Source organism: Alteromonas oceanisediminis, from assembly GCF_018474025.1.
Lineage (GTDB): Bacteria > Pseudomonadota > Gammaproteobacteria > Enterobacterales > Alteromonadaceae > Alteromonas_E > Alteromonas_E oceanisediminis.
The window spans coordinates 25,219-50,139 of the sequence record NZ_JAHCTA010000013.1; the positions used below are offsets into that span (position 1 = coordinate 25,219).

Annotated in this window: 27 protein-coding genes and 6 pseudogenes; 12 read left to right on the forward strand and 21 right to left on the reverse strand. The window is 54.1% G+C overall.

Translation table 11 applies throughout. The features are described 5' to 3' along the window. Positions 1 to 183 precede the first annotated feature (183 nt). A pseudogene (gene tnpC, locus KIU71_RS17195) lies at positions 184 to 741 on the forward strand (IS66 family transposase); the annotation flags it as partial. 9 nt (positions 742 to 750) lie between these two features. On the opposite strand, the pseudogene KIU71_RS17200 reads toward tnpC, so the two are convergent. From KIU71_RS17200 to KIU71_RS17220, 6 genes and pseudogenes are all read right to left on the reverse strand, one after another. Beyond that, a pseudogene (locus tag KIU71_RS17200) lies at positions 751 to 1,560 on the reverse strand (IS3 family transposase); the annotation flags it as partial. 57 nt (positions 1,561 to 1,617) lie between these two features. Further along, positions 1,618 to 1,746 (reverse strand): annotated as a pseudogene (locus KIU71_RS17205) (IS66 family transposase); the annotation flags it as partial. A gap of 325 nt (positions 1,747 to 2,071) precedes the next feature. Continuing rightward, positions 2,072 to 2,311: pseudogene (locus KIU71_RS17210) on the reverse strand (DUF4158 domain-containing protein); the annotation flags it as partial. Between the two features lie 7 nt (positions 2,312 to 2,318). Further along, complete coding sequence (locus KIU71_RS17910; RefSeq protein ID WP_250207616.1) at positions 2,319 to 2,492, reverse strand: hypothetical protein; 174 nt, start codon at positions 2,490 to 2,492, stop codon at positions 2,319 to 2,321. A gap of 176 nt (positions 2,493 to 2,668) precedes the next feature. Next, entirely contained in the window at positions 2,669 to 3,397 is a 729-nt protein-coding gene (locus KIU71_RS17215; RefSeq protein WP_231506621.1) for a tyrosine-type recombinase/integrase, read from the reverse strand. Beyond that, positions 3,387 to 3,566 (reverse strand): hypothetical protein, encoded by a 180-nt coding sequence (locus tag KIU71_RS17220; protein ID WP_156087418.1) that lies wholly within the window; start codon positions 3,564 to 3,566, stop codon positions 3,387 to 3,389. Before KIU71_RS17220 ends, KIU71_RS17215 begins: the two co-directional genes overlap by 11 nt. 215 nt (positions 3,567 to 3,781) lie before the next feature. Between KIU71_RS17220 and KIU71_RS17225 the strand changes: the two genes are divergently transcribed. Next, positions 3,782 to 4,762, forward strand: coding sequence for a DNA-binding protein (locus tag KIU71_RS17225; RefSeq protein WP_197044463.1), 981 nt, complete (start codon positions 3,782 to 3,784; stop codon positions 4,760 to 4,762). 398 nt (positions 4,763 to 5,160) lie between these two features. On the opposite strand, the gene KIU71_RS17230 is transcribed toward KIU71_RS17225, so the two are convergent. The 14 genes from KIU71_RS17230 to benA all read right to left on the reverse strand — a co-directional run bounded on the left by KIU71_RS17230 (position 5,161) and on the right by benA (position 17,249). Then, a complete protein-coding gene (locus KIU71_RS17230; RefSeq protein ID WP_156087416.1) occupies positions 5,161 to 5,847 on the reverse strand; it encodes a hypothetical protein in 687 nt (228 codons plus the stop codon). Positions 5,848 to 5,884: 37 nt separating this feature from the next. Then, complete coding sequence (locus KIU71_RS17235) at positions 5,885 to 6,076, reverse strand: 2-hydroxymuconate tautomerase (RefSeq protein ID WP_156087415.1); 192 nt, start codon at positions 6,074 to 6,076, stop codon at positions 5,885 to 5,887. Positions 6,077 to 6,085: 9 nt separating this feature from the next. Continuing rightward, positions 6,086 to 6,880 carry a 2-oxo-3-hexenedioate decarboxylase gene (gene dmpH, locus KIU71_RS17240; protein ID WP_156087414.1) on the reverse strand — a complete coding sequence of 265 codons (795 nt, stop codon included), beginning with the start codon at positions 6,878 to 6,880 and terminating at the stop codon, positions 6,086 to 6,088. Continuing rightward, complete coding sequence (dmpG, locus tag KIU71_RS17245; RefSeq protein WP_156087413.1) at positions 6,877 to 7,914, reverse strand: 4-hydroxy-2-oxovalerate aldolase; 1,038 nt, start codon at positions 7,912 to 7,914, stop codon at positions 6,877 to 6,879. The genes dmpH and dmpG overlap by 4 nt, the downstream gene beginning before the upstream one ends. Positions 7,915 to 7,927: 13 nt before the next feature. Then, positions 7,928 to 8,863 carry an acetaldehyde dehydrogenase (acetylating) gene (locus KIU71_RS17250; protein WP_156087412.1) on the reverse strand — a complete coding sequence of 312 codons (936 nt, stop codon included), beginning with the start codon at positions 8,861 to 8,863 and terminating at the stop codon, positions 7,928 to 7,930. 23 nt (positions 8,864 to 8,886) lie between these two features. Continuing rightward, positions 8,887 to 9,672 (reverse strand): 2-oxopent-4-enoate hydratase, encoded by a 786-nt coding sequence (gene dmpE, locus KIU71_RS17255; RefSeq protein WP_156087411.1) that lies wholly within the window; start codon positions 9,670 to 9,672, stop codon positions 8,887 to 8,889. Continuing rightward, positions 9,672 to 10,544, reverse strand: a complete 873-nt coding sequence (locus KIU71_RS17260) for an alpha/beta fold hydrolase (protein WP_156087410.1) — start codon at positions 10,542 to 10,544, stop codon at positions 9,672 to 9,674. Before KIU71_RS17260 ends, dmpE begins: the two co-directional genes overlap by 1 nt. Before the next feature lie 7 nt (positions 10,545 to 10,551). After that, entirely contained in the window at positions 10,552 to 12,012 is a 1,461-nt protein-coding gene (locus KIU71_RS17265; protein ID WP_156087409.1) for a 2-hydroxymuconic semialdehyde dehydrogenase, read from the reverse strand. A gap of 46 nt (positions 12,013 to 12,058) precedes the next feature. Then, positions 12,059 to 12,982 (reverse strand): catechol 2,3-dioxygenase, encoded by a 924-nt coding sequence (locus tag KIU71_RS17270; protein WP_156087408.1) that lies wholly within the window; start codon positions 12,980 to 12,982, stop codon positions 12,059 to 12,061. A 5-nt stretch (positions 12,983 to 12,987) separates the two neighbouring features. After that, positions 12,988 to 13,317 carry a 2Fe-2S iron-sulfur cluster-binding protein gene (locus KIU71_RS18160; protein WP_156087407.1) on the reverse strand — a complete coding sequence of 110 codons (330 nt, stop codon included), beginning with the start codon at positions 13,315 to 13,317 and terminating at the stop codon, positions 12,988 to 12,990. Between the two features lie 129 nt (positions 13,318 to 13,446). Then, a complete protein-coding gene (locus KIU71_RS17280) occupies positions 13,447 to 14,232 on the reverse strand; it encodes a 1,6-dihydroxycyclohexa-2,4-diene-1-carboxylate dehydrogenase (protein ID WP_156087406.1) in 786 nt (261 codons plus the stop codon). A 10-nt stretch (positions 14,233 to 14,242) separates the two neighbouring features. Then, positions 14,243 to 15,256 carry a benzoate 1,2-dioxygenase electron transfer component BenC gene (gene benC / locus KIU71_RS17285; protein ID WP_231506620.1) on the reverse strand — a complete coding sequence of 338 codons (1,014 nt, stop codon included), beginning with the start codon at positions 15,254 to 15,256 and terminating at the stop codon, positions 14,243 to 14,245. Between the two features lie 155 nt (positions 15,257 to 15,411). After that, positions 15,412 to 15,906, reverse strand: a complete 495-nt coding sequence (locus KIU71_RS17290; protein WP_156087405.1) for an aromatic-ring-hydroxylating dioxygenase subunit beta — start codon at positions 15,904 to 15,906, stop codon at positions 15,412 to 15,414. A 2-nt stretch (positions 15,907 to 15,908) separates the two neighbouring features. Then, positions 15,909 to 17,249, reverse strand: a complete 1,341-nt coding sequence (benA, locus tag KIU71_RS17295) for a benzoate 1,2-dioxygenase large subunit (RefSeq protein ID WP_156087404.1) — start codon at positions 17,247 to 17,249, stop codon at positions 15,909 to 15,911. Between the two features lie 218 nt (positions 17,250 to 17,467). Here benA and KIU71_RS17300 point away from each other — a divergent pair, with 218 nt between their 5' ends. The 10 genes and pseudogenes from KIU71_RS17300 to KIU71_RS17335 all read left to right on the forward strand — a co-directional run bounded on the left by KIU71_RS17300 (position 17,468) and on the right by KIU71_RS17335 (position 23,324). Beyond that, positions 17,468 to 17,707: a phage integrase N-terminal SAM-like domain-containing protein gene (locus tag KIU71_RS17300; protein WP_231506619.1), complete on the forward strand. Its 240-nt coding sequence runs from the start codon at positions 17,468 to 17,470 to the stop codon at positions 17,705 to 17,707. A 177-nt stretch (positions 17,708 to 17,884) separates the two neighbouring features. Continuing rightward, positions 17,885 to 18,280, forward strand: coding sequence for a hypothetical protein (locus KIU71_RS17915; protein WP_231506618.1), 396 nt, complete (start codon positions 17,885 to 17,887; stop codon positions 18,278 to 18,280). Further along, positions 18,261 to 19,085 carry a Mu transposase domain-containing protein gene (locus KIU71_RS17305; protein ID WP_231506617.1) on the forward strand — a complete coding sequence of 275 codons (825 nt, stop codon included), beginning with the start codon at positions 18,261 to 18,263 and terminating at the stop codon, positions 19,083 to 19,085. Before KIU71_RS17915 ends, KIU71_RS17305 begins: the two co-directional genes overlap by 20 nt. Beyond that, positions 19,082 to 19,666: an ATP-binding protein gene (locus KIU71_RS17310; protein WP_390881944.1), complete on the forward strand. Its 585-nt coding sequence runs from the start codon at positions 19,082 to 19,084 to the stop codon at positions 19,664 to 19,666. Before KIU71_RS17305 ends, KIU71_RS17310 begins: the two co-directional genes overlap by 4 nt. Beyond that, positions 19,663 to 19,884 carry an ATP-binding protein gene (locus KIU71_RS18165; protein ID WP_390881945.1) on the forward strand — a complete coding sequence of 74 codons (222 nt, stop codon included), beginning with the start codon at positions 19,663 to 19,665 and terminating at the stop codon, positions 19,882 to 19,884. Before KIU71_RS17310 ends, KIU71_RS18165 begins: the two co-directional genes overlap by 4 nt. Before the next feature lie 190 nt (positions 19,885 to 20,074). Continuing rightward, positions 20,075 to 21,049: an AraC family transcriptional regulator gene (locus tag KIU71_RS17315; RefSeq protein ID WP_214132575.1), complete on the forward strand. Its 975-nt coding sequence runs from the start codon at positions 20,075 to 20,077 to the stop codon at positions 21,047 to 21,049. A gap of 364 nt (positions 21,050 to 21,413) precedes the next feature. Continuing rightward, positions 21,414 to 21,704 carry an IS66 family insertion sequence element accessory protein TnpA gene (gene tnpA, locus KIU71_RS17320; RefSeq protein ID WP_156087401.1) on the forward strand — a complete coding sequence of 97 codons (291 nt, stop codon included), beginning with the start codon at positions 21,414 to 21,416 and terminating at the stop codon, positions 21,702 to 21,704. After that, a complete protein-coding gene (tnpB, locus tag KIU71_RS17325) occupies positions 21,701 to 22,045 on the forward strand; it encodes an IS66 family insertion sequence element accessory protein TnpB (protein ID WP_156087400.1) in 345 nt (114 codons plus the stop codon). Before tnpA ends, tnpB begins: the two co-directional genes overlap by 4 nt. 148 nt (positions 22,046 to 22,193) lie before the next feature. After that, positions 22,194 to 22,280 (forward strand): annotated as a pseudogene (locus KIU71_RS18185) (hypothetical protein); the annotation flags it as partial. 63 nt (positions 22,281 to 22,343) lie between these two features. Further along, a pseudogene (locus KIU71_RS17335) lies at positions 22,344 to 23,324 on the forward strand (IS5 family transposase). 410 nt (positions 23,325 to 23,734) lie between these two features. Here KIU71_RS17335 and KIU71_RS17340 read toward each other — a convergent pair. Beyond that, the gene (locus KIU71_RS17340; protein WP_156087399.1) at positions 23,735 to 24,754 is read right to left on the reverse strand and encodes an IS110 family transposase; all 1,020 of its coding nucleotides are present in this window, start codon (positions 24,752 to 24,754) and stop codon (positions 23,735 to 23,737) included. Positions 24,755 to 24,921 lie beyond the last annotated feature (167 nt).

Here is a 24,921-nt window from a genome sequence, read left to right on the forward strand (position 1 = left end):
GAGACTCAATCCCGCGGCTTTAGCACCTGCTGTCTACGCTTCACGAATAACGTTACCGTTGTCCATGCAAGACTCGCTTCCGGCCAGTGGTTAGCTTTTACCGGGAGGGAGTTGAACCCTCTGGAATTCAACGAATAATTTTGGTTACAGCATAGTTACCTCCTTTATTCTCAGGCTTAGCCTGTCGCAAGCTGGGCCCATGCCAGACGCAAGTTTATGGAGGCGAAAAAAGGCGCGGGCAGTAAGGGCAGTGGCAAAGCAGACTGGGCACTGAACCACATCCAGAAACTCTACCGTGTAGAAACACAGTTAAAAGAAGAAACCGCGGCAAACCGCTATGCGCAACGTCAGGAAAAGAGCCTGCCGCTGCTTAATCAGCTTGAAACCTGGCTGACAAAATCAGCTCAACAGGTGTTACCGAAAACCAAACTGGGTGAGGCAATACAATACTGCCTCAATCAATGGCATAAGTTGGTTCGTTACACACTCGATGGATACCTTACCATCGACAATAACCGTACAGAACGCGTAATCAAACCGTTCGTCATCGGCAGAAAGAACTGGCTGTTCAGCCAGACTGCAACCGGTGCCAATGCCAGCGCCAACCTCTACAGCATTATTGAAACGGCGAAAGCTAACGACCTCAATGTGTTCGAGTATGTCATGGACAGCTTGGAGCAGCTCAGCAAACCTGAAGCCGATATCGAGCAGCTACTACTATGGCAGTTTGCTAAGCGCTAGGTGGGATTACCGGACGCTTACGTTGAATCTCTCGATAAAGGAATTCTGAGTAGGTTTACCGGGTTTAATAAATTCCAGATCAATACCATGTTCTTCTGCCCAACTTGCCAGAGTGACAGAGATGAATTCCGGCCCGTTGTCCATGCTAAGTTTATTGGGATAACCCCGCAAAGGTAACGATACGCTCCAACACTCTGACTACGCGCTGCGATGGCAGATTCAGGTCAATTTCGATGGCCAGTGCTTCACGGTTGAAATCGTCTACCAGATTGAACGTTCTGAAGCGTCTGCCGCATTGCAGGCTGTCGCACATAAAATCCATTGACCAGCAATGATTAGCCTGAACCGGAACGGCCAGTGGTTCGGGGTTTCTGGCTGGCAGACGGCTCTTTCCACGGCGTCGCTTATTCAGCTTGAGCTTGCAGTAAATCCGGTGAACACGCTTATGATTCCAGCCATGGCCCCAACAACACAGGATTTTGTACAGCTTGCTGAATCCGTAGGCCGGATAGCGCTCAGCGGTTTCAATTAGTTTGGCGATGACCTTATCATCCCGCGTTTGATCAGGCTGGTAACGATAAACTGAATCACTGATGCCAACAGCGCGACATGCAAGACGTAAACTGGCACCATGCTGCTCTCGCGCATAATTAACAAGCTCACGCCTTATCGCTGGCTTTACAGCTTTTTTTCGACGATATCTTTGAGGATCCGGTGTTCTAGACTTAAGTCAGCGAACATCGCTTTAAGCATGCGGTTTTCGTCTTCAAGATCCTTCAGTCTTTTGATATCAGACGCTTCCATACCACCATTCTTGGCTCAGTTTACGCCGAAGAACTCTAAAAAGGTATGCCGCTATTTTAGGGGAGGTTTACAGTTGGATTTTGCGGTTTCAATGATGCTATAAAGCACCGCACTGGCATTTGCGCCCGTGGCGGTTTGGCTAAACAGCCAATTTTTTCTGCCGATGACGAACGGTTTAATCGCGCGCTCAGCGCGACTATTGTGATAGTCGTAAAGCACGATATTAGGTATCACTGAATCGGGTATATTACCGTTAAGCGAGTCAGCGCCACTCGCGTACAGCCACATATAGCTGTTGGCTTTTTCAGATTCAACTATTGGGCTCGATTTTGCTCTATCCCATAGTTTTAAGTTAAACATTCATCAATCCACATTGTCCACTTCCCCTAAACTGAGACAGACTTAATTGGAGTTTTCTGCAATGATTAATGTAGGAGACGACTATGAAAAAATCACGCTATACAGAATGTCAAATCATAGGGGTGTTAAAAGAAGTTGATGCAGGTATGGTCGGCTGTTTGTCGAGACCAAGGCACTGCGCAATGTGACGGCGCAAATCGCCCGGCAAATCGACCGACGAGGAAAAGAACCCCTGTTTCTGATACGCCTTCAGGTGAAGCAGTAAAAAGAAGCGCTCCAGGATCTGTCTGGTGCGCCGACGAGCCCAGCGCTGTTCACCGGACGTGGGCGTGTAAACCGCATCAAGCTCCTGTTGCGGGATATCCGTCCGAAACCGTGGATAGGCTGTTCCCTGAATAGCACTCATAACCGGCTCAATCCCATGCTTGCCCGGTGGCCGGGTCCGTGATCAGTGTCTCCACCCAGCAGGCTTTGTCGGACGCAATGCGGTGTGTCTCATCGATCAAGTCGTCCATCATTTCGTCCAGCTGCTCATCCGACGTTGCAGGCACCTCAATGTGGTAGTCTCCATTGTTCTGCTGTTCCATCTCGAACGGTTTCAGGCAGTGGGCTTCGATTACCGTGCGGGCCTGGTGGGGTTTCCGGCTGCGAGGGCGTTGCGGCTCCAGGGTGAGCTGGACGGTTAATGCCCGGTGTCGCGGTTCGGATACGCTCGCCAGGCGTGGCTGGCCGACAGAAGACGCCACTTCGGTTGGGATTTGCATCAGGGCCTGCTCGAACGGCGATTTAGCTTCATGTATCGCAAGGCAGTCTGGGCATCCTGCCAACCGACGTACTCCATAAGCGCTTTGATTTCCCAGCCGGACGCACTGGCCCAGGTGGCAAAACCGCGTCGCAGCGAATGGCTGCTGAACGCTTCCACAGCGTCAATGTCTGCGTCGGCCAGAAGCTGGCGCAGTAGCGGCACGATGCTGTTCGGGTGCAATGAAGTATTGGAAATATTTCCCCAGCGATCAATCGCCCTGAATAGCGCACCGCTGGGCTGGTTCAAAAAGTCCAACCAATCCTGACAGGCCTCCACGGGACAGCACTGCCTCAGAGCTGGCACCTTGTATAGGCGACCTTCGGCCTGACGATCCCCCTTGCTCCTCCGTAAGTACAAGGACATACCGGCAGCGGGGGCCAGCGGCTTTGCTTGTTTTTGCCGGTAGGGATGCTCTTCGCGAATGCCCTTCAGAACCGTGCGTACTAAAGGAGCTTTCGTCGGATCTGGAAAACCTTGGTCCCGGTGCCAGCGTGCCAGCGCCGCCAGACGCTGCTTCAGAGTGGCGGCAGAAAGCCTTTCGGAATGATAGACCAGATAGCGAGCGACGCTGTCGGCGGTTGCGGGCGAGAAACCGCCCCAGTTCACCTCAAAATGCTCGACTGCGGATCGGTAGCTTCGTCGGGTATTGTCGCGGGTAGCAGCCCGAACGTACCGATCAACCGTCATTGGGTCCACCAGCGTCGTCCGATTTCGGCAATGCTCTTGTCGCTTCTCTTATCCAGCGTTCGGCCGCTTCGCACACGGCCTCATTGTCTGCCTTTGAAACCATCTTTTTGGACGTCTTAGCCATTGCATCGCGCACGGGTTGATCGAGTGGTTCGGCTTGTTTGTGCATTCTTGATCTCCTGGTGCGGCCTTGATCCGGGGCGGTAAATCGAGTCATATCGTACCGAGCTTTGGTTAGTATCGTTATCGAAATGGGTATCACAATGGATAACTCTGGATTATCACATGTCTTTACAGAGGTGCTTTCCAACTATCTTTCTGGTGTATATAGTACGTAATAACATAATACGTACTACAGTACGAAATAAACATGAGGACACGATCATGGCCCGAGGTGGCATCACCCAACCCCTGGTCGAGAACGCCCGTAAACGTCTTCTGGCTCGCAATGTTTACCCCTCCATCGACGCCATACGAGCCGAGATGGGCAACACCGCCTCAAAGACCACCATCAGCAACCACCTGAAAGCGATCGAGGCGCGTGAAAGCACCCGTCTGGACGACGAAGCGCTTCTGAGCAACCACGTAACCGACTTGGTAGGCCAACTGGCTCGGCAATTACGCCAGGACGCGCAGGAGACCATTGAGCAGGCGGGATACCGCCATCAGGCCGAGGTGGTCAGCTTACAGGAAGCCTTGACGGCACAGACCGCTGAGACCAGGCAAAACCAGGCGCAAAATACCGTGTTGGCTCCGGCGCGGGATGATTTACAGGCGCAGATCCATGGGCTGCGTGAGGCGCTCTCGAAACTCGAAGGCGATAACCGCGCACAGGCCCAGCGCATTGAAAGTTTGACTGAGCAGGTTCAGGACAAGCAACGCCAGGTGAACTCACTCGAAGAAAAGCACAAGCATGCTCGGCAGGCGCTGGAGCACTATCGCGGCTCCGTGAAAGAGCAGCGCGAACAGGATCAGCGTCGGCATGAGCAGCAGGTCCAGGAAGAGCAACGCCACCTGCAACAAGCCCTGGCCGTGAAACGCGACGAACAGACCCAGGCCACCCGGGAGATCACCCGGGTGTTCACGGAGGTGACTGAAGCTCGAAAGCAGTCGGATCAGTTGATCCAGCAACTGGACGAGCGGGATCGCGAAAATCGTCGTCTGGCCGACAAAACGGTGCGGCTAGAGCAGCAAACAGTAGCGTTACGCCAACGAAAGGCTGCCTTTGAAAAGCAGCAGCGCGTGAACGACCAACTGAAAGCGAAGGTGCAGCAGCTTGAAACCGACCTGAGCGTGAAGAATGAGCTGTTGGATCGCTTGAGCGCTGACAACGATTCCGACGAGACGATCAGAAAGACCCCTTAATGCATTCGAAAAGTCACACGGCCTGTTGACGAAAAGGAGCATATTGCTCTTGACCGCGACACAAAATTAAGATACCCCGTTTCTTGAAATCCTCCTGACTATGCTTTAGAGCCTACTGCAGTTCTATTGTGGTTCAAGTCTCAGGTGTTTCTCATTGGGGGAGCCCGAGTGGTTTGGATGACGGATTTAGGGCGGCGTGTTGCCCTGCTTTTTCATCGTCTAGGGACAAGTTCTTACCAAAACGCATCCATTTAATGAAACATGTATCGTTTTGCAAATTCGTTTGGACAAAAAATCAGCTCTGCCAATTTTTACGAATGTCAACAGGCGCAATGCGGCGGTTTCAGTCAATAAAAACCCCCGTTGAACAAGCGGTTTCTGGTTATCGTCTGCCATGATTATTGCAACCATCCAAAACCAGTGACCTTCTGTGCAACATTGTTCATCCCACTACTGAACATCCTTTGCGGAAACTGCGAGCCCCCAAGGGTAAACGCGGTATTGAGCAGGCACACCGTCGGGTCATCCAGACGAGTATTTTGGGCTGGGCCGGCAGCATCACCCTTGAACGACATCGCTGTACCCCACCGCTGATCCTGCGCCCAGGCACTGAGCAACTCCCTTAAATGCCGGTCATGCAGGGAGATACCATCAGCTTCCCTATGGCATGCCTTGTCATCGAGACAGATCACAAGAACATCCTGCTTCCGCAACACCTCCAGACACCGCCCGACTGGACGGTACTCCAACTCACTCATACCGGTATTGAGGATGAGCTCCGTTAACTCCCCGGGTTCTTCTGCCAAAAGCACCCGGAACAGCTGGTGCCGGCTCGATACATCCCGTGAACACACTTCCGGTTCAAAGCCATGGCCTGAGAGCAGTGCCTTTATCCTGCCAGCAGTGCCACCGTCACCTTTAAGCTGAAGGATTTCCGGGGTTTTGTGATCACACCGTGAGCTGATTATTACCACGCTTTTGTAGTGCTTGCCCCAGATCATCCGCGCTGGCCCGGAACAGGCTTGTCCACTGGACTGAATGTTGTCAGCGTCACAGGAGACAAATAACGCCGGAAGTTTTGTCATGTGTCTTATCCAAATAATCCGGCAATATTGCCGGGGCTTACCGCCCCAGTCTTTTTGCTGACTGCCCGCCGATGCCAAAATGTTGCTTGGGCATCTCGTTGAGAATGACGCGAACACTTTCAACCGGCGCTCCGAGGGAGCGGACAATAGCGTCTGTTACCTCGTGGATCAGCATCTCTTTTTGCTCGTCGGTGCGACCTTCCAGAATGTTGATTTGGGCAACGGGCATAAAACCTCCTTATACGAACCGGGCCGTGACCGTTCCCAGGCCCTGGTAGCGAACGCTGATGTTGTCACCGGGTTCGACGGTGATGGCCGCGGTGATACCCCCGGTCATGATGAAGGTGCCTGCCGGGATGTGTTCGCCCCGCTCCGCCAGCAAGTTCGCCAGCATGGCGACGCTTGAGGCTGGATGACCCAGCACAGCCGCGCCAGCACCCACGTCCACCACTTCGCCGTTCTTCTCGACCACCACACCCAGGGTTTTCAGGTCCACATCCGCCACTTCGGCCATCTGCCCACCAGTGATAAAGCGGGTCGACGAGGCGTTATCGGCGACCACGTTCACCAGGTCAAACTTGAAGTTCTCGTAGCGGGAGTCGATGATCTCCACGGCGGGGATCACGAAGTCCGTTGCTGCCAGTACCTGGCCGATATGGCAGCCAGGCCCTTTAAGCGGTGCCTTGGTAACAAAAGCGATTTCGGCTTCAATCTTCGGGTGGATCAGTTCCTTGGTGTTGACCACACCACCGTCCGGCACACTGAAATAATCCGCCAGAAAGCCGTAGATCGGTGTTTCCACACCCATCTGGGCCATCTTGGCCCAGGAGGTCAGGCCCATTTTCATGCCCACGATCTTGTTGCCCCGTTCTTCCTTGCGGCGGCGGATTTCCCACTGCACGTCGTAGGCGTCCTCGAAGGTCATATCCGGAAAGTCGTTGGTGACCTTGGTGATGTCGTGGGCCTGCAGTTCGGCGTTTTCCACGTGTTCAGCCAGGGCCAGCATTTGTTCGCGACTTAATGTCTTGCTCATGCGTTTTGCTCCTTCTGTGCCGCCAGCAGATCCAGCGCCACATCCACAATCATGTCTTCCTGGCCACCCACCATGCGGCGTTTGCCAAGCTCTACCAGAATGTCCACGGTCTTCAGGCCGTATTTCTGCGCCGCCACTTCGGAGTGGCGCAGGAAGCTCGAGTAGACACCGGCGTAGCCCAGGGCCAGGGTTTCGCGGTCCACTCTGACGGGACGGTCCTGCAGCGGCCGAACGATATCGTCAGCGGCGTCCATCAGGGCGTACACATCGGTACCATGCTCCCAGCCCATCTTGTCGAAGGCGGCGATGCACACTTCCAGCGGCGCGTTGCCCGCACCGGCGCCCATGCCGGCCAGGGAGGCATCAACACGGTCACAGCCTTCTTCTACCGCCACGATGGAGTTGGCCACACCGAGGGCCAGGTTGTGGTGGGCGTGGATGCCGGTTTCGGTTTCCGGCTTGAGCACATCTTTCAGGGCCCGGAAGCGGTCGCGGATGTCGTTCATGTTCATGGCACCGCCGGAGTCAACGACATAGAGGCAGGTGGCGCCGTAGTCTTCCATCAGCTTGGCCTGTTCCGCCAACCCTTGTGGGGTCTGCATGTGGCTCATCATCAGGAAGCCCACGGTGTCCATGCCCAGCTTTCTGGCATGCTCGATGTGCTGCCTGGAGACATCCGCCTCGGTGCAGTGGGTGGCCACTCGTACGATGCGTGCGCCAGCGCTGTAGGCATTGTCCAGGTCGTGGACGGTGCCGATGCCGGGCAGCAGCAGGGTGGCGATTTTGGCGTGTTCGGTGACTTCGGCGACCGCTTCGATCCACTCCAGGTCGGTGTGGGCGCCGAAGCCGTAGTTGAAGCTGGAGCCCTGCAGGCCATCGCCGTGGGCCACTTCAATACTGTCGACCTTGGCCTTGTCCAGGGCCCGTGCAATGTCCTGCACGTTCTTGATGGAGTACTGGTGGCGGATGGCGTGGCTGCCGTCGCGCAGTGTCACGTCGGAGATGTAGAGTTTCTTGCCGGGATTAAAGGTCATGATTTGTTCCTCCTCAGTTGACCAGCGATTCAGCGATGCGCTCGGCGGTACCGAGTGCCGCGGAGGTCATGATGTCCAGATTGCCGGCGTAGGCCGGCAGGTAATGGGCGGCGCCTTCCACTTCCAGGAAGATGGAGGTCTTCAGGCCGCTGAAGCGGCCCAGGCCCGGGACGTTCATGGGCTGATCTTCGGGGATGTCGTCGAACTGCACCTTCTGTTTCAGGCGGTAGCCCGGCACGTAGGACGACACGGCCTGGACCATCTCCTCGACTGAGGCTTCCACTTCCACCTTGTCGGCGGCGTCGGAGAGCACGTAGACAGTGTCGCGCATCAGCAGGGGCGGCTCGGCCGGGTTCAGGATGATGATGGCCTTGCCCTTCTGGGCACCGCCGACCATCTCGATAGCCTTGGAGGTGGTTTCGGTAAACTCATCGATGTTGGCGCGGGTACCGGGGCCGGCGGATTTACTGGAGATCGACGCCACGATTTCGGCGTAATGCACCTTGGCGACCCGGGAGACCGCCGCTACCATCGGGATGGTGGCCTGGCCACCGCAAGTGACCATGTTGACGTTGCCTTCCTGAAGGTTCTGTTCCAGGTTCACCACCGGCACGCAGTAAGGACCGATGGCCGCCGGGGTCAGGTCGACGATCTTGATGTTTTCCTTGTGACCGCGCAGGAACACCTCGTTGTGCATGTGGGCCTTGGCGGAGGTGGCGTCAAAGACGATGTCGATGTCGGCGAATTCCGGCATTTTCACCAGGCCGTCCACACCCTCGTGGGTGGTGGCCACGCCCATGCGGGCGGCACGGGCCAGGCCGTCAGACTCGGGATCAATCCCGACCATCACGCCCATTTCGATGTGCTGGCCATTGCGCAGGATCTTGATCATCAGGTCGGTGCCGATGTTGCCCGAGCCGATGATGGCTGCTTTGATTTTCTTGCTCATAATGTTGTCCTCTCTGATCCGGATCAGGCGAAGCGCACGGAGGCGCTACCGATGCCACCAATATCCACGCGCATGTAATCACCGGCCTTGACCGGCTCCAGCGGAACCAGGGAGCCGGACAGGATGACTTCGCCGGCCTTCAGGGTGATGCCGAACTCGCCCAGGGTGTTGGCCAGCCAAGTCACGCAGTTCACCGGGGAACCCAAAGCAGCAGCGCCGGCGCCAGCACTCAGCACGCTGCCGTTCTTCTCCACCACCATGCCGCAGGTCACCAGGTCCACCTTGCGGGGAGACACGGCCTGGTCGCCCAATACAAAAAGTCCACAGGAGGCGTTGTCGGCCACCGTGTCCTGGATGGCGATCTTCCAGTCCTGAATGCGGGAATCGACAATCTCGAAGCACGGCATGACACACTCGGTCGCCGCCAGTACATCAGCATTGGTGATGCCGGGACCGATCAGGTCTTTTTTCAGGATGAAGGCGATTTCGCCCTCGGCGCGAGGCGCAATCAGTCGGTCGCTGATGGGCATGATTTCGCCACTGTTGAACACCATGTCGTCGGTCAGGTACCCGAAGTCCGGTTGATGTACATTCAGCATGTTCTGCACGGCCTTGCTGGTGACGCCAATCTTCTTGCCGATGATGGAGGCTCCATCCGCCAGCCGGCGTTCCAGCATGCGCAGGGAAATGTGATAGGCGTCGTCAATGCTGATGTCTTCGCCACGGCTGGTGAGTGGGGATACCGCTTCCCGAGCGATCATGGCTTGGTACAGCTCGTCGCCGAGCATCTGGATCTTTTGCGGTTCCATCAGGCGTCTCCGGAAGCCGCTTTGTCGGCCTCATCAAAAAAGTCGTTAACCAACCGGGCAAAGCGGCCAGCATGTTCAATCTGGGTCCAGTGGCCACAACGGCCAAACACGTGTAACTGGGCGCGGTCAATCAGCTCCGCCAGCTTCAGGGAAGCCTCCAGCGGAATCACTTCGTCTTCACGGCCGTGCAGGAGCAGGGTTTCGTGGGGCAGCGCGCGGATGTCCTCTTCCCGGCTGGCCAGGTTATCAACCCAACGCTGGCGAGGTGCCGGGAACATGGCCGCGAAAGACTCCTGGAAACCGGGGCGAATGCTGGCCTGGTAACGCATTTCTGCCAGTTCGTCGGTCAACAGCCCCTTGTTGAAGGCAAATACATCCATCAACCGACGCATGGTTTCCAGCGAGGGCTGGTAACCCCAGACTTCGTCCAGGCCCTTGGTGATCGGGAAGCTGACACCTACAGACCCCATCAGCACCAGGCGACGAACCCGCTCCGGGTGTTCGATCGCCAAGGCCAGGGCCAGGCCACCCCCGAAGGAGTTGCCTATCAGATCCACTTTCTCCAGATCCAGCGAGTCCATAACGCCGATGGCATGGGCCACCCAGCGTTCACGGTTGTAGGTGTTGTCTCCCGGGCGTTCGGTGTAACCGAAGCCGAGCATGTCCGGCGCCACCACACGACGGTGCTTTGCCAGTTCCGGAATCACCAGGCGCCAGTTGGCCCAGGCCGTCACGCCGGGGCCGGAGCCGTGGATCATCATCACCGGGACATCACTCTTTCCATTGTCGCCACCATGGTCATGCACGTTAGTGCGGTACCCGGCAGCGGTTATCTCACGCCCGATTTCGGGGCTTTTTTCAGATGCTGTCATGATCGTCTCACAATTTTACGCAGATGTTTTTAATCTCGGTGTAGAACTCCAGGGAGTGCACACCGCCCTCGCGGCCAATGCCGGACTGCTTGCTACCCCCGAAGGGTGTGCGCAAGTCACGAAGGAACCAGCTGTTGACCCAGATAATGCCAGCTTCGACCTGGCCCGCCACACGGTGGGCACGAGTGATGTTCTCGCTCCAGATTGCCGACGCCAGTCCGTAGGGAAGACTGTTGGCCAGCTCGATGGCTTCCTCTTCGGTGTCGAACGGGCACAGGTGGACACAGGGGCCGAAGATCTCATCCGTAATCACCGCGGAATCTTCCGACAACCCGGTAAAGATGGTGGGTTCAACCCAGGCACCACCGGCCAGTTCGTCCGGCATCTCTGGAACGCCACCACCGGTAACCACAGTGGCGCCGTCATCCACGGCTTTCTGATAATAGGAAAGGACTTTTTCACGATGTTTGAGGCTGACCAGTGGTCCCAGGTTGGCTTCAGCATCGTCTGGCGGACCGATTTTTAGCCCCTCAGCTGCCTCTTTGAGACGGGCCACAAACTCGTCAAAGATGGGCCGTTCGACATAGACGCGCTCGGTGCCCAGGCACACCTGGCCACAGTTCACAAAGGCCGAGCGCATGGTGCCTTCGATGGCCTTGTCCATGTCGCAGTCGGCAAACACCAGGCCGGCGTTCTTGCCGCCAAGCTCCAGGGAGATGTCCCGGATGCCTTTGGCAGCTGCTTTCATGATGATTTCGCCGGTGCCGGTTTCGCCGGTAAAGGTGAAACCATCAACGTCCGGGTGTTCAGTCAGAAAGGCACCAGCGGAATCACCGCCAAAGCCATGCACCACGTTGTAAACACCATCCGGCACACCGGCCTCTTTCATCACCTCGCCCAATAGCGCTGTGGTCGTGGGGGTTTCCTCGGAAGGTTTAACCACTACGGTGTTGCCGCACGCCAGGGCGGGGCCGACCTTCCAGGTCATCAGCAGCAGGGGCAGGTTCCAGGGGCTGATTACACCAATCACGCCTTTGGGGCGGCGTACGGCGTAGTTCAGCGCGCCGGTGCCATCCGGCGTGGGCATTTCAAAGGACTCCGTGGGCACGTTCTTGATCATGTCCGCGAATACCTTGAAGTTGGCCGCACCCCGGGGGATGTCGATGTGGCTCGCCATGGATTTCGGCTTGCCGGTATCGAGGCATTCCGCCTCCAGGAACTCGTCGAAACGGGCATTGATGCCGTCCGCCACCTTATGCAGGATGCTGGTGCGTTCCTCCAGCGTCATCTTTCCCCAGGGGCCGCGCAGGGCCGCTTTTGCGGCCTTAACGGCGGCGTCCACCTCGTCCCGACCGGCTTCGTGAACCTTGCTGATCACCTTGCCGTTGGCCGGGTTGACGTTGTCGAACAGCTTGCCGCTGGCGGAGCCAACGTACTGCCCGTTGATGTAGTGCTTGATGTCTTTCATTGCTGACTAATCCTGTTATAGATAGGCCTGTCGAACGGTTGAAAAATCAGGTCAATACCGTCATGAAGCGTTCGTTCACCTGGCGATCGTGGTAGAAAATCGCCTTGCCAAGCTGCTCCGCTTGCCAGGTCACCGGCTTGTGATCCGGGTAGAAGTAATCGCCGCCACAGAACACTTCATTGCGGTTGCCGGACGGGTCAAAGAAATAGATGGTCTGGCCGTGGGTCAGGCCGTGACGGGTCGGGCCGATATCGATGGAGGTATCGGTCATGGAGATCAGATCCGCCGCCCGGAGGACCGCTTCCCAGGTATCCAGGAAGAAGGACGCGTGGTGGAACTTGCCTTTCTCTTCGTGATGAATGAAGGCCACGTCGTGCTCCTTCATGGAGACCGTCAGGAACTGCGCTACGCGGGTGCCTTCGGGGTCCAGTACCTGTTCGGCCAGATGGAAGCCCAGCACGTTCACGAAAATGTCATAGGTAGCAGCCAACTCAGGGCCGTAGAACAGGCAGTGGTCAAAGCGGACGGCTTTCATGCCTTGCAGGCCACGGGGCCAGGCTTCCGGGTTCACGCTGGAAACGCCCCACTTGCCGGTGTACTTCTTGTCGGCATATAGCTCGAAGGCATGGCCGGAGGGCACGGTAAAGCGGACGCGGCGACCGCAATCCTTCAGATCTTCGGCCGGCACCTGTTCCACCTCAACACCGTAGGCCACCAGGTCTTTTTCCAGCTGAACCAGAGTGTCTTCGTCCACTACCTTGAAGCCCATAAAATCGCAGCCGGGCTCGTCTGCTTCACGCAGCACCAGGGAGAACTTGTCCACCTCGGTCCAGGCTTTGAGATACACCCGGCCCTGGTCGTCACGATCGGTTTCGATCATGCCCAGCAGCTCGGTGTAGTGTTTGACGGCTTCGCCCATATCGAGAACCCGGATCTGTACGTGGCCGGGACGCATTACACCTTTTTTCATAACAGTTACCTCAACGCTCTTGTTGTTTGCTCGCTCGTATCGCCCGGAGCCGATGGCTCCAGGCACTCAATAGTCAGATCGGTGACTGGATAGATCCGGCAGGCCAGGACCTCCCCCTGTTCAATGGCTTCGGGCGGGGCATGTACGCGGCTCATCTTTCCGCACCTGTATTCACCCTCAATCACGCGGACCTTGCAGATGCCACAGCCACCGCCTCGGCAACCGACAGGCACGCACTTCAGGCCCCATTGCTCCATGGCCTTGAGGACGCTCTGGCCTTCTTGGCAGGTAAAATCGTCGCCCGTTGTGCAATTATACACCTGAAATCGAGCCATACCTCCTCTCCCCTTAAGATTTCCTTGAAGATCCCAACGTTACATTTCAAGCGCGACGTCAGCCGGTGCCAATCATTCTACTCAACCACCGGAGTACTCCGTGTAAAGCTCTTAATTGGAGCAAGAGGGTTACCCCTGATACCCGCCACCCACCGGCAGCACCGTACCTGTGATATAGGAAGCCTCGTCAGACGCCAAAAAAAGTATGGCATTGGCCTGCTCTTCCGGTGAGCAGTAGCGCTTCATGAAGCTCATTTCGGTAGCCTCATCAACGATAGCCTGATACCACCCCTTCTCCAATTGACTCATGGCTTTACTATTACGCGGAATCCGCCGCTGGCCAACATCAGTACCACCAGGAGCTACTGCGTTGACACGGATCCCATATTTGGCATTTTCTAACGCCATACACACGGTCAAAGCGTTTACACCCCCCTTGGCCGCCGAATAGGGCACACGGTTAGAACCTCGGGTTGCTAGAGATGACACATTCACGATCACTCCACTTTGTTGTTTTTGCATCTGTGCCAAAACTGAATGGGAACACCAAAGGGTCGGAAACAAGGAGCGACGAATCTCGGCTTCGATCTGCTCTTCCTCGTAGACTTCATAAGGCTGGACCCAGATCGTACCGCCAACGTTATTAACCAAAATGTCGATGCGGCCAAAATGACTTACCGCCAAATTGACTGCCTTGCAGGCATCCGCATACCGCTCCAGATCAACGACGCTGATCTGGACGCTTGCCGCGCCGGCGGCCAGGGCCTCCTCTGCCACCTCTTTGACAATATCGGAGCGATCCACCAGCAGCAGGCTGGCTTTTTCAGCAGCCATCTGTAGGGCAACGGCACGACCGATGCCCTGGGCAGCACCAGTCACAATAGCGACGCGGTTTTCAAAACGTTCGACTCTCATTTAGAATTCCTCACTTGCTGGTCGTAAATTTCTCGTAGTGGAGGCTGACCGGTTGAATACCCACTTCCTGCATAAAGCTGCTAACAGCTTCGACCATCGGCGGCGGACCACACAGATAGATATCAACATCACCATCATTCAAATCACTAGGTTCAATATAATCTGTGACGTAACCCTTCTGCGGCCAACTGCTATTTTCTGAGGCCACGCAGACATCAAATGTGAAATTATCGATGGCCACGGCGAAGGCTTTAAGCTTGTCCAGCTCGACAAGATCAATATCGTGCGTAACGCCGTAGATTAGGTGGATCGGATGAGCGCTTCCGTCCTGCTGAATCTTTTCCAACATCGCCAGGAAGGGCGCCAGCCCCGTTCCCCCAGCCAGCATCAGTACCGGGCGCCTCACTTCACGCAGGTAAAAGCTGCCAAAGGGACCTCGCAGGGTTATACTGTCACCTACGCTCGCCTTGTTTGCCATATAGGTACTCATCAGCCCGCCGGGAACCGCACGGATCAGGAAAGATACCGATTCGTTCGCCTGGTTAACTATGGAGCTGAAGGAATAGGCGCGCCATTGGTCAGTCCCCGGTACCTGTACATTGACATACTGCCCCGGCAGAAAATGCATGGCCCGCACTTGATCACCGGAAACGGCAAAGGACAGGGTGGAGTCAGACAGATGGTTAATCTCAGTCAACCTGGCATGTACGTCGGCTTGCTGGCTACGCACACAGACTTCTGACGTGGCCGGCACGGTAACGACACAATCCGACTCCGGAATCATGCTGCAAGTCAGAACATAGCGCTGTTCGGCTTCCCGAACGGACAGCGCATCCTCTATATAACCATCCATCTTATAGCTGCCCGATTCGCAGTGACACTTACAGGTACCACAGGCACCATCACGGCAGTCGAGCGGAATATTGATTCCCGAACGATAAGCGGCGTCGGCCACCGTCTCCATCGGTAACGTGGTAATAAATCGAGTTACATCATCTTCAAAATTGAGCGCTACTTTATACACTGGTTGATACCTCAGGCCCATTTCAAGGGTGCCGACGACACACCGAGAGGCACTTGTTATTAAACTGGTTAATTCAGATCCGGGAATCCGGATGGAAGCCTCGTGGCTATTCCTGACTGACAGGGAAGCCATTAGGCTTATATATCCGGACGAATTCAAAGGTGATAGATATCCACAACGTGGTGGATGTAGTCGTTCTTCAGCACAGCCTTCTTGCTCTTGATTTTCAGCTTGCCGTCTTCACCACGAATCAGCTTGACAAACGCGGTACCGAAATAGGTATCTACATTGTCATAACGTACGCTGTGGGTCATCCAGCTGTAGCGCACTTTTGCATCACTGGACGATACAGCGAGCACCTCCAGGTTGCTCAGCATGTGCTGGGTACGCGGCTCCGGCATTGAACTGACGCTGGAGCGCTCTGTCTGGATGCGGAAAACACGATCCTCAATTCCATCCCGTTTATCATAATAAATCAATGACATCTCTGACTGCGGATCGTCCGTCAGCTCGCCGTCCACATCCCAACACGGCACCCAGAATTCAGAGTTCTTATCATAGTGCTCAAGCCAATGGCTATAATCCTTATCGTCCAGCGCACGCTGCTCAGAATGCAGAAAATCACGAATCTCGTCGTAACTGATTGTCATGGTTACTCTCCCTTTTCCTTGCGCGCCGCTTCGGCAATCATTTGTTGCCAGTAATGGTGCTGAACAATGAACAGACCCTCATCTTCAGTCTTCTTACCACTCATCACAGGGTGCAAATCGATAGTCATCGCCTCTTCATCCTGCCCATCGATCCAGTGAGCAGCACCACGACTCAGGTCATTCCAAGGCAGTTTCATGGCCTTAAAACCTTGCTGGCATGCGCGAAACTCTTCAAGGTCATCCGGGGTCGCCATGCCGGAAGCGTTAAAGAAGTCTTCGTACTGACGGATGCGGTGGGTACGCGCTTCAGCATTTTCTCCCTTGGGCGCGATGCAATAAATGGTGACTTCGGTCTTGTCCACGGAGATTGGACGGAAGTGACGAATCTGGGAGCTCATCTGATCCATCAGGAATACGTTCGGGTACAGGCAAAGGTTACGCAACTTCCCTATCATCCAGTCGGCACGATGAGCGCCAAATTTTTCGACCAGCTCGTTTCGGCGCTCGTACAGTGGGCGATCCTCCGGATTAGGCCACTCCATCCACAGCAGAATGTGGCCATGTTCAAATGCATAGAATCCACCTGTTTGCTTGTTAAAAGTGGACAGGTCCATCGCCTTAACATCATCAGCGGACATGCCGGCCTTACGACGAGCCACAGTGGCAACGTAGTTCCAATGAGTAGCAGATGCGTGGTACCCATCGGCTCCATTCTCGGCCTGCAATTTCCAGTTGCCGTCAAAGATGTAAGTCGATGAGCCACGCAACACTTCCAGACCTTCCGGTGACTGATCGACAATCATGTCGATGATTTTGGCTGCTTCGCCCAAATGTTTAGTCAGCGGCTTGACATCATCATTCAGCGAGCCAAAAAGGAAGCCTTTGTAGCTTTCCATGCGCACCTTTTTTAGGTCATGAGAGCCTCTGCAGTCAAAGGAATCCGGATAGCCAGCATCGTCGGGATCTTTGACCTTGATCAACTTTCCGGAGTTATTGAAGCTCCAGCCGTGGAAAGGACAGGTTAAAACTGCCTTGCTACCCTTCTTTTTGCGACAAAGAATAGCGCCACGGTGGGTGCAGGTATTGATAAAGCAGTTCAGCTCGCCATTTTTATTGCGGGTAATAACAATGGGCTGGCGTCCGATATAACCGGTAAAATAGTCGTTTGCATTTGCAACCTGGCTTTCATGCGCCAAATAAACCCAGTTTCCTTCGAAAATGTACTTCATCTCCATCTCGAACAGCTCAGGATCAGTGAACATGTCGCGTCGACTACGATACAGGCCTTTTTTTTCATCGGTTTCAATCAGACCGCCTACTTTTGCTATCAGATTATTATGCACAGACTACCCTCCTTTTTTTTTTATACATATTGAAGGGCAGCCCTAGGAATAACTATCCAGTGAGTGCACTCTTTATCCTAGGGCTGCAAAGACTCGGTTTTGCATTGCATCTTATGTTCAATTGAGTAGTTGAACGAAGCCGCTACGCGGCAGAGGCGTAATTCGTCTGTACTTCTCTGATCCCTTCCAGCCCGGAAGGGGACCAGAGGAGACACCCCATGAACGCCAACGAACACGCTCGCTTCCAATCCCTGCACCAACGCTACCTCACCGAACTCACCCTGCGGGGCAAAAGCCCCAAGACCATCGATATGTACGCCCGCTGCCTGCGGCAGGTCGGCGACTTCTTCGACACCTCTCCCGACCAGCTTAGCACCGATCAGCTCAGGCAGTATTTCATGCACCTGGTCGAGCACCGCTCCTGGAAGTGTTCGGCGACAATTAGGATGACCGGTTAGCGACAACTATCTTGGCCGGTTGGGTGTAACAATTGGCCCCTTGTTTTCCATGGTGGAGCAAAGGGTGCCAGGCCAACACATAACCAACTGACAAGAGGAGCTGTACATGCAGCACCGACAAAGTGGCGCACCCGAGAAGATCCACTGGAAGCCGTTTGGGAGACAGAGTTACTCCCTTTGCTAGAAGCCAAGCCTGACTTGACCGGAACAACCCTGCTGGATTATTTGCAAGAGCAATACCCTGAGCACTACGACCAGACCATTTTGCGCACTCTGCAATGTCGGGTGAAGCAATGGCGAGCACTGTATGGGCCGGAACGCGAGGTCATTTTTCGCCAACAGGCCGTTTTGGCACAGCAGGGATTTTCGGATTTTACCCACCCAGATAACCCTGTGACGATTCAGTCCAAGGCTTTTCCACATCTGCTCTATCAGTTCCGTCTGGCCTACAGTGGCTGGCGCTCGGTTACCGTGGTTCAGGGCGGTGAGAGTTATGCGGCTCTGGCGACGGGATTGCAGCGAGCCCTACAGCGAGCTGTGCCAGCATTACCGCATGACGCCCACCCGAAATAATCTGGGGCAGTCCCATGAGAACGGTGTGGTGGAGTGTGCCAATGGCTCGCTCAAGAAGCGCCTGGCACAACAGCTGTTACTGCGCGGCCACAATGACTTCGAGAGTATCGAGCAGTACCAGGAGTTTATCGATTGCGCTGCTGACAAACTCAATCGGCGCAACCGGTCCCGTGTGCTTGAAGAGCAGACCGCCTTGCAGCCACTGTCGGAGTTTACAGCCGCCGAGTATCAGACCCTCCATCTCAAGGTGACGCGCAGCTCAACGATCGAAGTCCGCCGCGTTGTCTACACCGTGCCATCGCGACTGATTGGAGAGTCGGTCCAAATCCGCCTGCACCACGACAAGCTGGTGCTGTTCGTTGGTCAGCAACCGGCTGTGACATTGCCACGCGTTTATCCCAAGACGAGTGAGAACCGTGCCCGCAGCGTCAATTACCGGCACGTGATCTGCTCGCTGGCCTCAAAGCCACAGGCCTTCCGCTACTCTCAGTTGCGTGATGACCTGCTTCCAGACGACAACTACCGCGAACTCTGGCAACTCGCGGATGAGCATCTTGACCCCCGTGAAGCCTGCAAGTGGATCGTGACCGTCCTTCGGCTGGCCAGTGAATATGATGATGAACAGTCGCTGGGGGAAGACCTGTTGATAGAAGCCCGGGTCGGCCGGTTCGCGTCAATTACCGAGATCCAGTCACGCTACCTTCGTGGCAATCCCGACCTCGAATTCTCAGCTTCAAATCAACACACCCTGGTCAGTTATGACGACTTGCTGACTTCGATCCGCAGCCAAGAGGCGTCGATATGACTGACTCCGTCGCCTTACTGCTTAAAGAACTCCGTCTGCCGGCCTTCCACCGTCACTATCAATCGCTCTGGGAAACGGCCATTGAAAAGAACTGGTCACATACGGATTACCTGGCAGCCTTGTGTGAATACGAACTCTCAGATCGCTACCAGCGTCGAACTCAGAAGTGGCTACGAGAGGCTAAGCTTGCGGCCAACAAAACCTTCTCTGCGCTGGATCAAAGCCGTTTTAGTCGCCCCTGCAACGCCGCACTGGCCAAGCTGCAACAAGACAATGACTGGGCACACCATGCCGACAATGTGCTCTTGATCGGCCCTAGCGGCACTGGCAAAACCCACATTGCCAATGCCCTGGGCCATCAACTCACCGAACAGGGCGTGCGCTGCAAACTGTTCCCGGCGATAGCCCTGGTTCAGCACTTGCAGCAAGCCAAGCGCGACCTTGATCTGATGACCGCCATGACACGACTGGACAAGTACCGGGTCATCATCATTGACGATATTGGCTACGTTAAAAAACGGATGCAGAAACCCAGGTACTGTTCGAGTTCATCGCTCACCGCTATGAGAGTGGCAGCTTGATCGTCACTGCCAACCAGCCATTCAGCGAGTGGGATCAAATCTTCCCGGACAGCATGATGACCGTAGCCGCCGTAGACCGACTCATACACCACGCGACGATTATCGAATTAGAGGGGGAAAGCTACCGACGACACAGCAACAGCTTAAGCAGGCTGGAAAGAGTAAAAAGTAAGACCACCCAACCGGCCATCATAATTGTCGCGGACCGGACAAGGTAGTTGACGCCAGAAAGCCCGTCTCTTACTTTTTCACTCTAACCCGCGATGAACCAAAGAAAGCGGTTGAATTCCCCCCAAGTATCAACTAATCTTACAAAATATCAACTAATCTTACAAAATATTAACTAATCTTACAAAATATTAACTAATCTTAGTTTAACTATAAAAATTATATCATACGATGCAAACCATGTTATCAAATGTGCTCATTAATTCCGTGATTTTTGCTCAGGCAGACCCGCTTGAAGTATCCGAATACTTCAAGCGTCATGTCGGACACCACATGCTGGAACCTGCAGATCGGGTACGCAGTCTCACCCAAGCCGCTTACCTCAATTACCGTGATTTTGCTGGCCTCGGGCTGTCACTCATCCGCTACGGTGATCAGGTGAATATTCGTTGCTCCGAACCTCGAGAGATCTACCACTTTCAGCTTGTGGTCCGAGGTGAGTGTTGTTGGCGCTTCCAGGACAAGCACATTCGGATGTTGCCTGGTCAAGCACTTATGGTTAATGCCTATGAGCAAGTGTCGCTAACGTATTCTGCTGATTGTGAAAAAGTTATTATTGCAGTGCCTCAAGCGCTGATCAACGAAATATGCCTTGATCAGGTAGGCTCATTGCCTCGTGAAGGGGTCATGTTTTCATCTGACATTATAAACTTGAGTGAATCGACATGTCTCATGAAGTTGCTGGATGCGCTGTTAACTGAGGCCGATGGCAGCGAGTTGTTGGGTCCGGAGCATGTGGAGCGGCCCTACCGTGAAATTCTGATCCGCAAGCTGCTGCAACAGTTCAGCAGCAATGTTGCCTCAGAGCGTGACCTACACGCCAATGATTGCAGTTTTTCCAGCCTCTTGGCTTACATTGAGGCCAATATCCGCGCTGACCTGAGCATTGAAGAGCTGGCGCAGGTGGGAAATGTAAGTACCCGCACCGTCTACAACCTGTTTGCCAAGTATTTCAGTGTGACGCCGAAGCTGTTCATCAAGCAAGCCAAGCTGCAAAGCCTGCGTAAAGAACTGGCTGGTGGCAAGGCTATTCGGAATGTGACGGAAGGCGCTTTGAACTACGGCTTTACCCATCTTGGGCGTTTTTCATCCGACTATCGTAAGATGTTTGGTGAGCTGCCGTCGGAAACGTTGCAGCGCAGTCGCCGAAGCTAATGGATCCGACCAAGTGGTAGCTCAGTTGGTTAATCTGAGCGGCACGAATGATTCAGACGTGCCGTTTCAGTTGTGACTGACCGCAGATCTTATCCGTGACCGTTTTTACGCAAGCCTATCTGCTGTTGCCGTGGCGGTGAACCCGGGGTGATGTCAGTATCGCAGGCCATCCCTATCAGGCTGGCGGCCGATGAGATGTGGACGTTGATATCGTAAACGGCGCTCCCCGCCACGTTCAGGTACGGTAAGTAGTCACAGTAGAAACAACACAGGTTGTCCATACACGTTCATTCCGCGACGTCCTGCCACCCCAGTAAATTTCGCCCTACAGTAACCTCACATTTCCCAGCACGAGGTTACCCTTATGAGAAAGCACCGTACTCCAGAACAGTGGCAGACCCTGGTTGATCAGCAGCGCGCCTGCGGCTTGTCAGCGCCGCAGTTTTGTAAACAGGAGGAGATCGGTTGCGCCAGCTTCTGTAACTGGCGCAAGCGCCTGTCCGATCCGTCGACTGATGAGTCGTCAGGTCCCGGTGAAGCCGGTTTTCTGGATCTCTCGTCGTTGATGAGCAACTCTCCATCCTCCGGCCCAGGCTGGAACATTGTGCTTAGCCTCGGCAACGGCGTGGAACTGCGGCTGAGCCAGAACGGATGATCGGGCTCGATAGCCAGGCGCGCATCTGGCTGTGCACCGAGCCCACCGGCATGCGCAAATCATTCGGGGGCTTGAGCGCCCTGGTCCGGAATCAGTTGAAGCACGACCCACTTAGCGGCCAGTATTTTGTCTTCGTCAACCGTCGAAAGACTCAGATGAAGATGCTGTACTTTACCGCCACCGGTTATTGCCTGTGGGCCAAGCGCCTGGAGCAGGGACAGTTCCGGGTGCCGTTATCTGCCTCTGGTCAGCGGGCCCTGACCCTGACGGATCTGCAACTGCTGATCGATGGTATCGAAGTGCAAAAATGCCGGCAGTTCAAGCGTTTTCGAGGGGTATAGAGAGTGGACTTCGGGTATAATAACGGCCATGAATTCAACGGCTTCCACTCCTTCTTCCAACGCACCTTCTTACTCGGCCCTGGCCGAGGAGAATGCCGTGTTGCGGGAGCAGTTGGGCGCTCAGGCGGAGTCCATTCGCCAACTGACCCATCAGTTGGACTGGTTCAAGAAGCAGCTGTTCGGCCCCAAATCCGAGAAGCAGGTTTATGACCTACCAGAACAGGACAGCTTGGGAAGATGCGATTAAGTCCCCGATGTGAGAGCATAGCTGCATAGTAAATCATAAACGTTACCGCCCATAAGCCAACAGTTAACCTTTGCTGATAGCGAGTTTTCCAGTAAGCGCCGTCAGACCCTTAAAGAGATATTCTTATCCAGAATGGATAACCTGCTGCCGTGGTCTCAACTGCTGGAAGTGATTGAACCCTTTTATCCTAAAGCAGGCAATGGCAGACGTCCGTATGCGCTTGAGACCATGTTTCGCATTCATTGTATGCAGCAATGGTATAGCCTTGGTGATGAAGCGATGGAAGATGCGTTATATGAAATTGCTTCGATGCGTCAGTTTGCGCAACTGTCATTGGATAAAGCCATTCCAGACCGCACTACCATTATGAACTTCCGGCACTTGCTGGAAAAGCACAAGCTGACTCGCAAATTATTCAAAACGGTCAACCAATGGCTGTCTGACTGCGGTGTGATGATGACGCAAGGAACATTGGTGGATGCGACGATTATTGAAGCGCCCAGCTCCACTAAAAACAAAAAGAATGAACGTGACCCGGAGATGCATCAGACTAAGAAAGGCAATGAATGGCACTTCGGTATGAAAGCCCATATTGGTGTGGATGCCAAGAGTGGCCTCACCCATACGCTGGTGACCACCGCCGCAAACGAGCATGACCTGAACCAGTTGAAGAACCTGTTGCATGGCGAAGAAGAATTCGTTTCCGGCGATGCCGGTTATCAGGGCGCAGAGAAACGGGAAGAGTTGCAAGATACGAATGTGGAATAACTGATTGCTGAACGCCCCGGAAAAGTCCGGGCACTGAAAAAGCATCCTCGCAAAAACAAAACGGCCATTAACATCGAATACTTAAAAGCCAGCATCAGAGCAAAAGTGGAGCATCCGTTTCGGATCATCAAATGTCAGTTTGGCTTTATCAAAGCACGCTATAAAGGACTGATGAAAAATGACTCACAGTTAGCCATGTTATTCACCTTGGCGAACCTGTTTAAAGTAGACCAGATGTTAAGGCGACAGCCAAGAACTATCTGAAATCCTGGAATAACCCGGAATAAGGCCGAAATCAGGCCTAAAACGGCAGTATATTTGCCGAAATTGAAAATTTAGCGTTCAAAAATTAGACGGTAAGTGCAAAGACTGGTTCAAGAACTAAATTGCAGGACTTATTCGCAGTTTTGTATGGACTCCCCTCGTTTTGCAAGAGATAACTGCTGGCACTATCGGTTTAACTGCTTGCTTGTATCCGGCCTCATAATCTGTCTTTTCTCGACAGGGACCCTGATGGAGATCCGCTCGACAGCGCCTAATTTCCCTAACGGCCTATTATGGCCCGCTGCGAACGCTGGTTTAGCTGTCGTCGGTTCAACCTGTTGTGCCATCATGTCATACTCTTTGCAACTCTTTACTCTATACCCCGCATCGACTGCTTTAACTTGTGTTTATCACGCTGGCATAACGCGGTATGCGGTGCCATTCGACAATATTGACCAAATTATCCTTGCATGTTTAGCAGCCAGCGCTACGGCTGCCTTGTTAAAACCACGTCGTTCTTTAACTGCTTTGACCCATAAGCTCTTTCGATCACTTTTCTTCTCCACAAATCGCATAACAGCACGAGCTCCATGTACCAGCAAGGTTCGCAAATAAACATCGCCTCGTTTTGTAATTCTGCCTAAACGATTTTTTCCTCCTGAAGACCATTGCCGGGGAACCAATCCTAACCATGCGGTAAACTGTCTGGCGTTTTTAAATTGCCCAATATCACCCACGCTGGCTAACAACGCAGATGCAGTCAGCGGTCCCACACCTTCAATTTCCATCAAGCGTCTTGCGTCCTCATCTTGTTGCACCTGTATTGTAATATCACGCTCATACTGTGCAATTTCACGGTCCAGGTCACACAGGCGTCTATATTGTCTGTGGATCAATGTTCGAAGCAGGTGTGGCAATCCATTTTCTGCATCCTCCAGCAACTCGGGCAGTAGCATGCGTAGCTTTTCACGTCCCAGAGGCAGCACTTCGCCAAATTCCATCAATAGCCCCCGTATCTGGTTGACCAACGCTGTGCGTTCGGACACCAGAAGGGCGCGAATTCGGTGCATCGCCAATATGGCTTGTTGCTCTTCGTTTTTTATCGCTACAAACCTCATATCAGGCCGGGAAGCAGCCTCACATATTGCCTGAGCATCATTCTGGTCATTCTTATTACCTTTGCGATACGGTGCAACAAACTGTGGGGCTATCAACTTCACCTTATGGCCTAATTTTATTAATTCTCTGGCCCAGTAATGGGCACTGCCGCAACTTTCCATTGCGACAATACAAGGCGGCAAATGAACAAAAAACGGTAAAAGGTCGCAACGTTTAATCGTCTTTCGAAGTGCTGGTTTTTCTTGCTCATCAACACCATGCACATCAAAAACATTCTTGGCTAAATCCAACCCAATACGCATAATAGTCATAGGACTCTCCTCATTGATTAACGATATTCACCTTAATCATGGCACATCGATGCCGATTATGAGGGGAGTCCATCCCATTTCCCTAGTACCTGTAGCGGCCTGACTTCTTATATCGCCTGACCCGACTTTATCCGCACATTCCGACCCGCAATCATTGATTCTATCCT

Excerpts from the sequence above, each read along its gene's own strand:
- KIU71_RS17910 (WP_250207616.1), bottom strand. The coding sequence starts at position 2,492 with ATGGAACAGCAGAACAATGGAGACTACCACATTGAGGTGCCTGCAACG.
- KIU71_RS17215 (WP_231506621.1), bottom strand. The coding sequence starts at position 3,397 with ATGACGGTTGATCGGTACGTTCGGGCTGCTACCCGCGACAATACCCGA.
- KIU71_RS17220 (WP_156087418.1), bottom strand. The coding sequence starts at position 3,566 with ATGCACAAACAAGCCGAACCACTCGATCAACCCGTGCGCGATGCAATG.
- KIU71_RS17225 (WP_197044463.1), top strand. The coding sequence starts at position 3,782 with ATGGCCCGAGGTGGCATCACCCAACCCCTGGTCGAGAACGCCCGTAAA.
- KIU71_RS17230 (WP_156087416.1), bottom strand. The coding sequence starts at position 5,847 with ATGACAAAACTTCCGGCGTTATTTGTCTCCTGTGACGCTGACAACATT.
- KIU71_RS17235 (WP_156087415.1), bottom strand. The coding sequence starts at position 6,076 with ATGCCCGTTGCCCAAATCAACATTCTGGAAGGTCGCACCGACGAGCAA.
- dmpH (WP_156087414.1), bottom strand. The coding sequence starts at position 6,880 with ATGAGCAAGACATTAAGTCGCGAACAAATGCTGGCCCTGGCTGAACAC.
- dmpG (WP_156087413.1), bottom strand. The coding sequence starts at position 7,914 with ATGACCTTTAATCCCGGCAAGAAACTCTACATCTCCGACGTGACACTG.
- KIU71_RS17250 (WP_156087412.1), bottom strand. The coding sequence starts at position 8,863 with ATGAGCAAGAAAATCAAAGCAGCCATCATCGGCTCGGGCAACATCGGC.
- dmpE (WP_156087411.1), bottom strand. The coding sequence starts at position 9,672 with ATGGAACCGCAAAAGATCCAGATGCTCGGCGACGAGCTGTACCAAGCC.
- KIU71_RS17260 (WP_156087410.1), bottom strand. The coding sequence starts at position 10,544 with ATGACAGCATCTGAAAAAAGCCCCGAAATCGGGCGTGAGATAACCGCT.
- KIU71_RS17265 (WP_156087409.1), bottom strand. The coding sequence starts at position 12,012 with ATGAAAGACATCAAGCACTACATCAACGGGCAGTACGTTGGCTCCGCC.
- KIU71_RS17270 (WP_156087408.1), bottom strand. The coding sequence starts at position 12,982 with ATGAAAAAAGGTGTAATGCGTCCCGGCCACGTACAGATCCGGGTTCTC.
- KIU71_RS18160 (WP_156087407.1), bottom strand. The coding sequence starts at position 13,317 with ATGGCTCGATTTCAGGTGTATAATTGCACAACGGGCGACGATTTTACC.
- KIU71_RS17280 (WP_156087406.1), bottom strand. The coding sequence starts at position 14,232 with ATGAGAGTCGAACGTTTTGAAAACCGCGTCGCTATTGTGACTGGTGCT.
- KIU71_RS17290 (WP_156087405.1), bottom strand. The coding sequence starts at position 15,906 with ATGACAATCAGTTACGACGAGATTCGTGATTTTCTGCATTCTGAGCAG.
- KIU71_RS17300 (WP_231506619.1), top strand. The coding sequence starts at position 17,468 with ATGAACGCCAACGAACACGCTCGCTTCCAATCCCTGCACCAACGCTAC.
- KIU71_RS17305 (WP_231506617.1), top strand. The coding sequence starts at position 18,261 with ATGACGCCCACCCGAAATAATCTGGGGCAGTCCCATGAGAACGGTGTG.
- KIU71_RS17310 (WP_390881944.1), top strand. The coding sequence starts at position 19,082 with ATGACTGACTCCGTCGCCTTACTGCTTAAAGAACTCCGTCTGCCGGCC.
- KIU71_RS17315 (WP_214132575.1), top strand. The coding sequence starts at position 20,075 with ATGTTATCAAATGTGCTCATTAATTCCGTGATTTTTGCTCAGGCAGAC.
- tnpA (WP_156087401.1), top strand. The coding sequence starts at position 21,414 with ATGAGAAAGCACCGTACTCCAGAACAGTGGCAGACCCTGGTTGATCAG.
- tnpB (WP_156087400.1), top strand. The coding sequence starts at position 21,701 with ATGATCGGGCTCGATAGCCAGGCGCGCATCTGGCTGTGCACCGAGCCC.
- KIU71_RS17340 (WP_156087399.1), bottom strand. The coding sequence starts at position 24,754 with ATGACTATTATGCGTATTGGGTTGGATTTAGCCAAGAATGTTTTTGAT.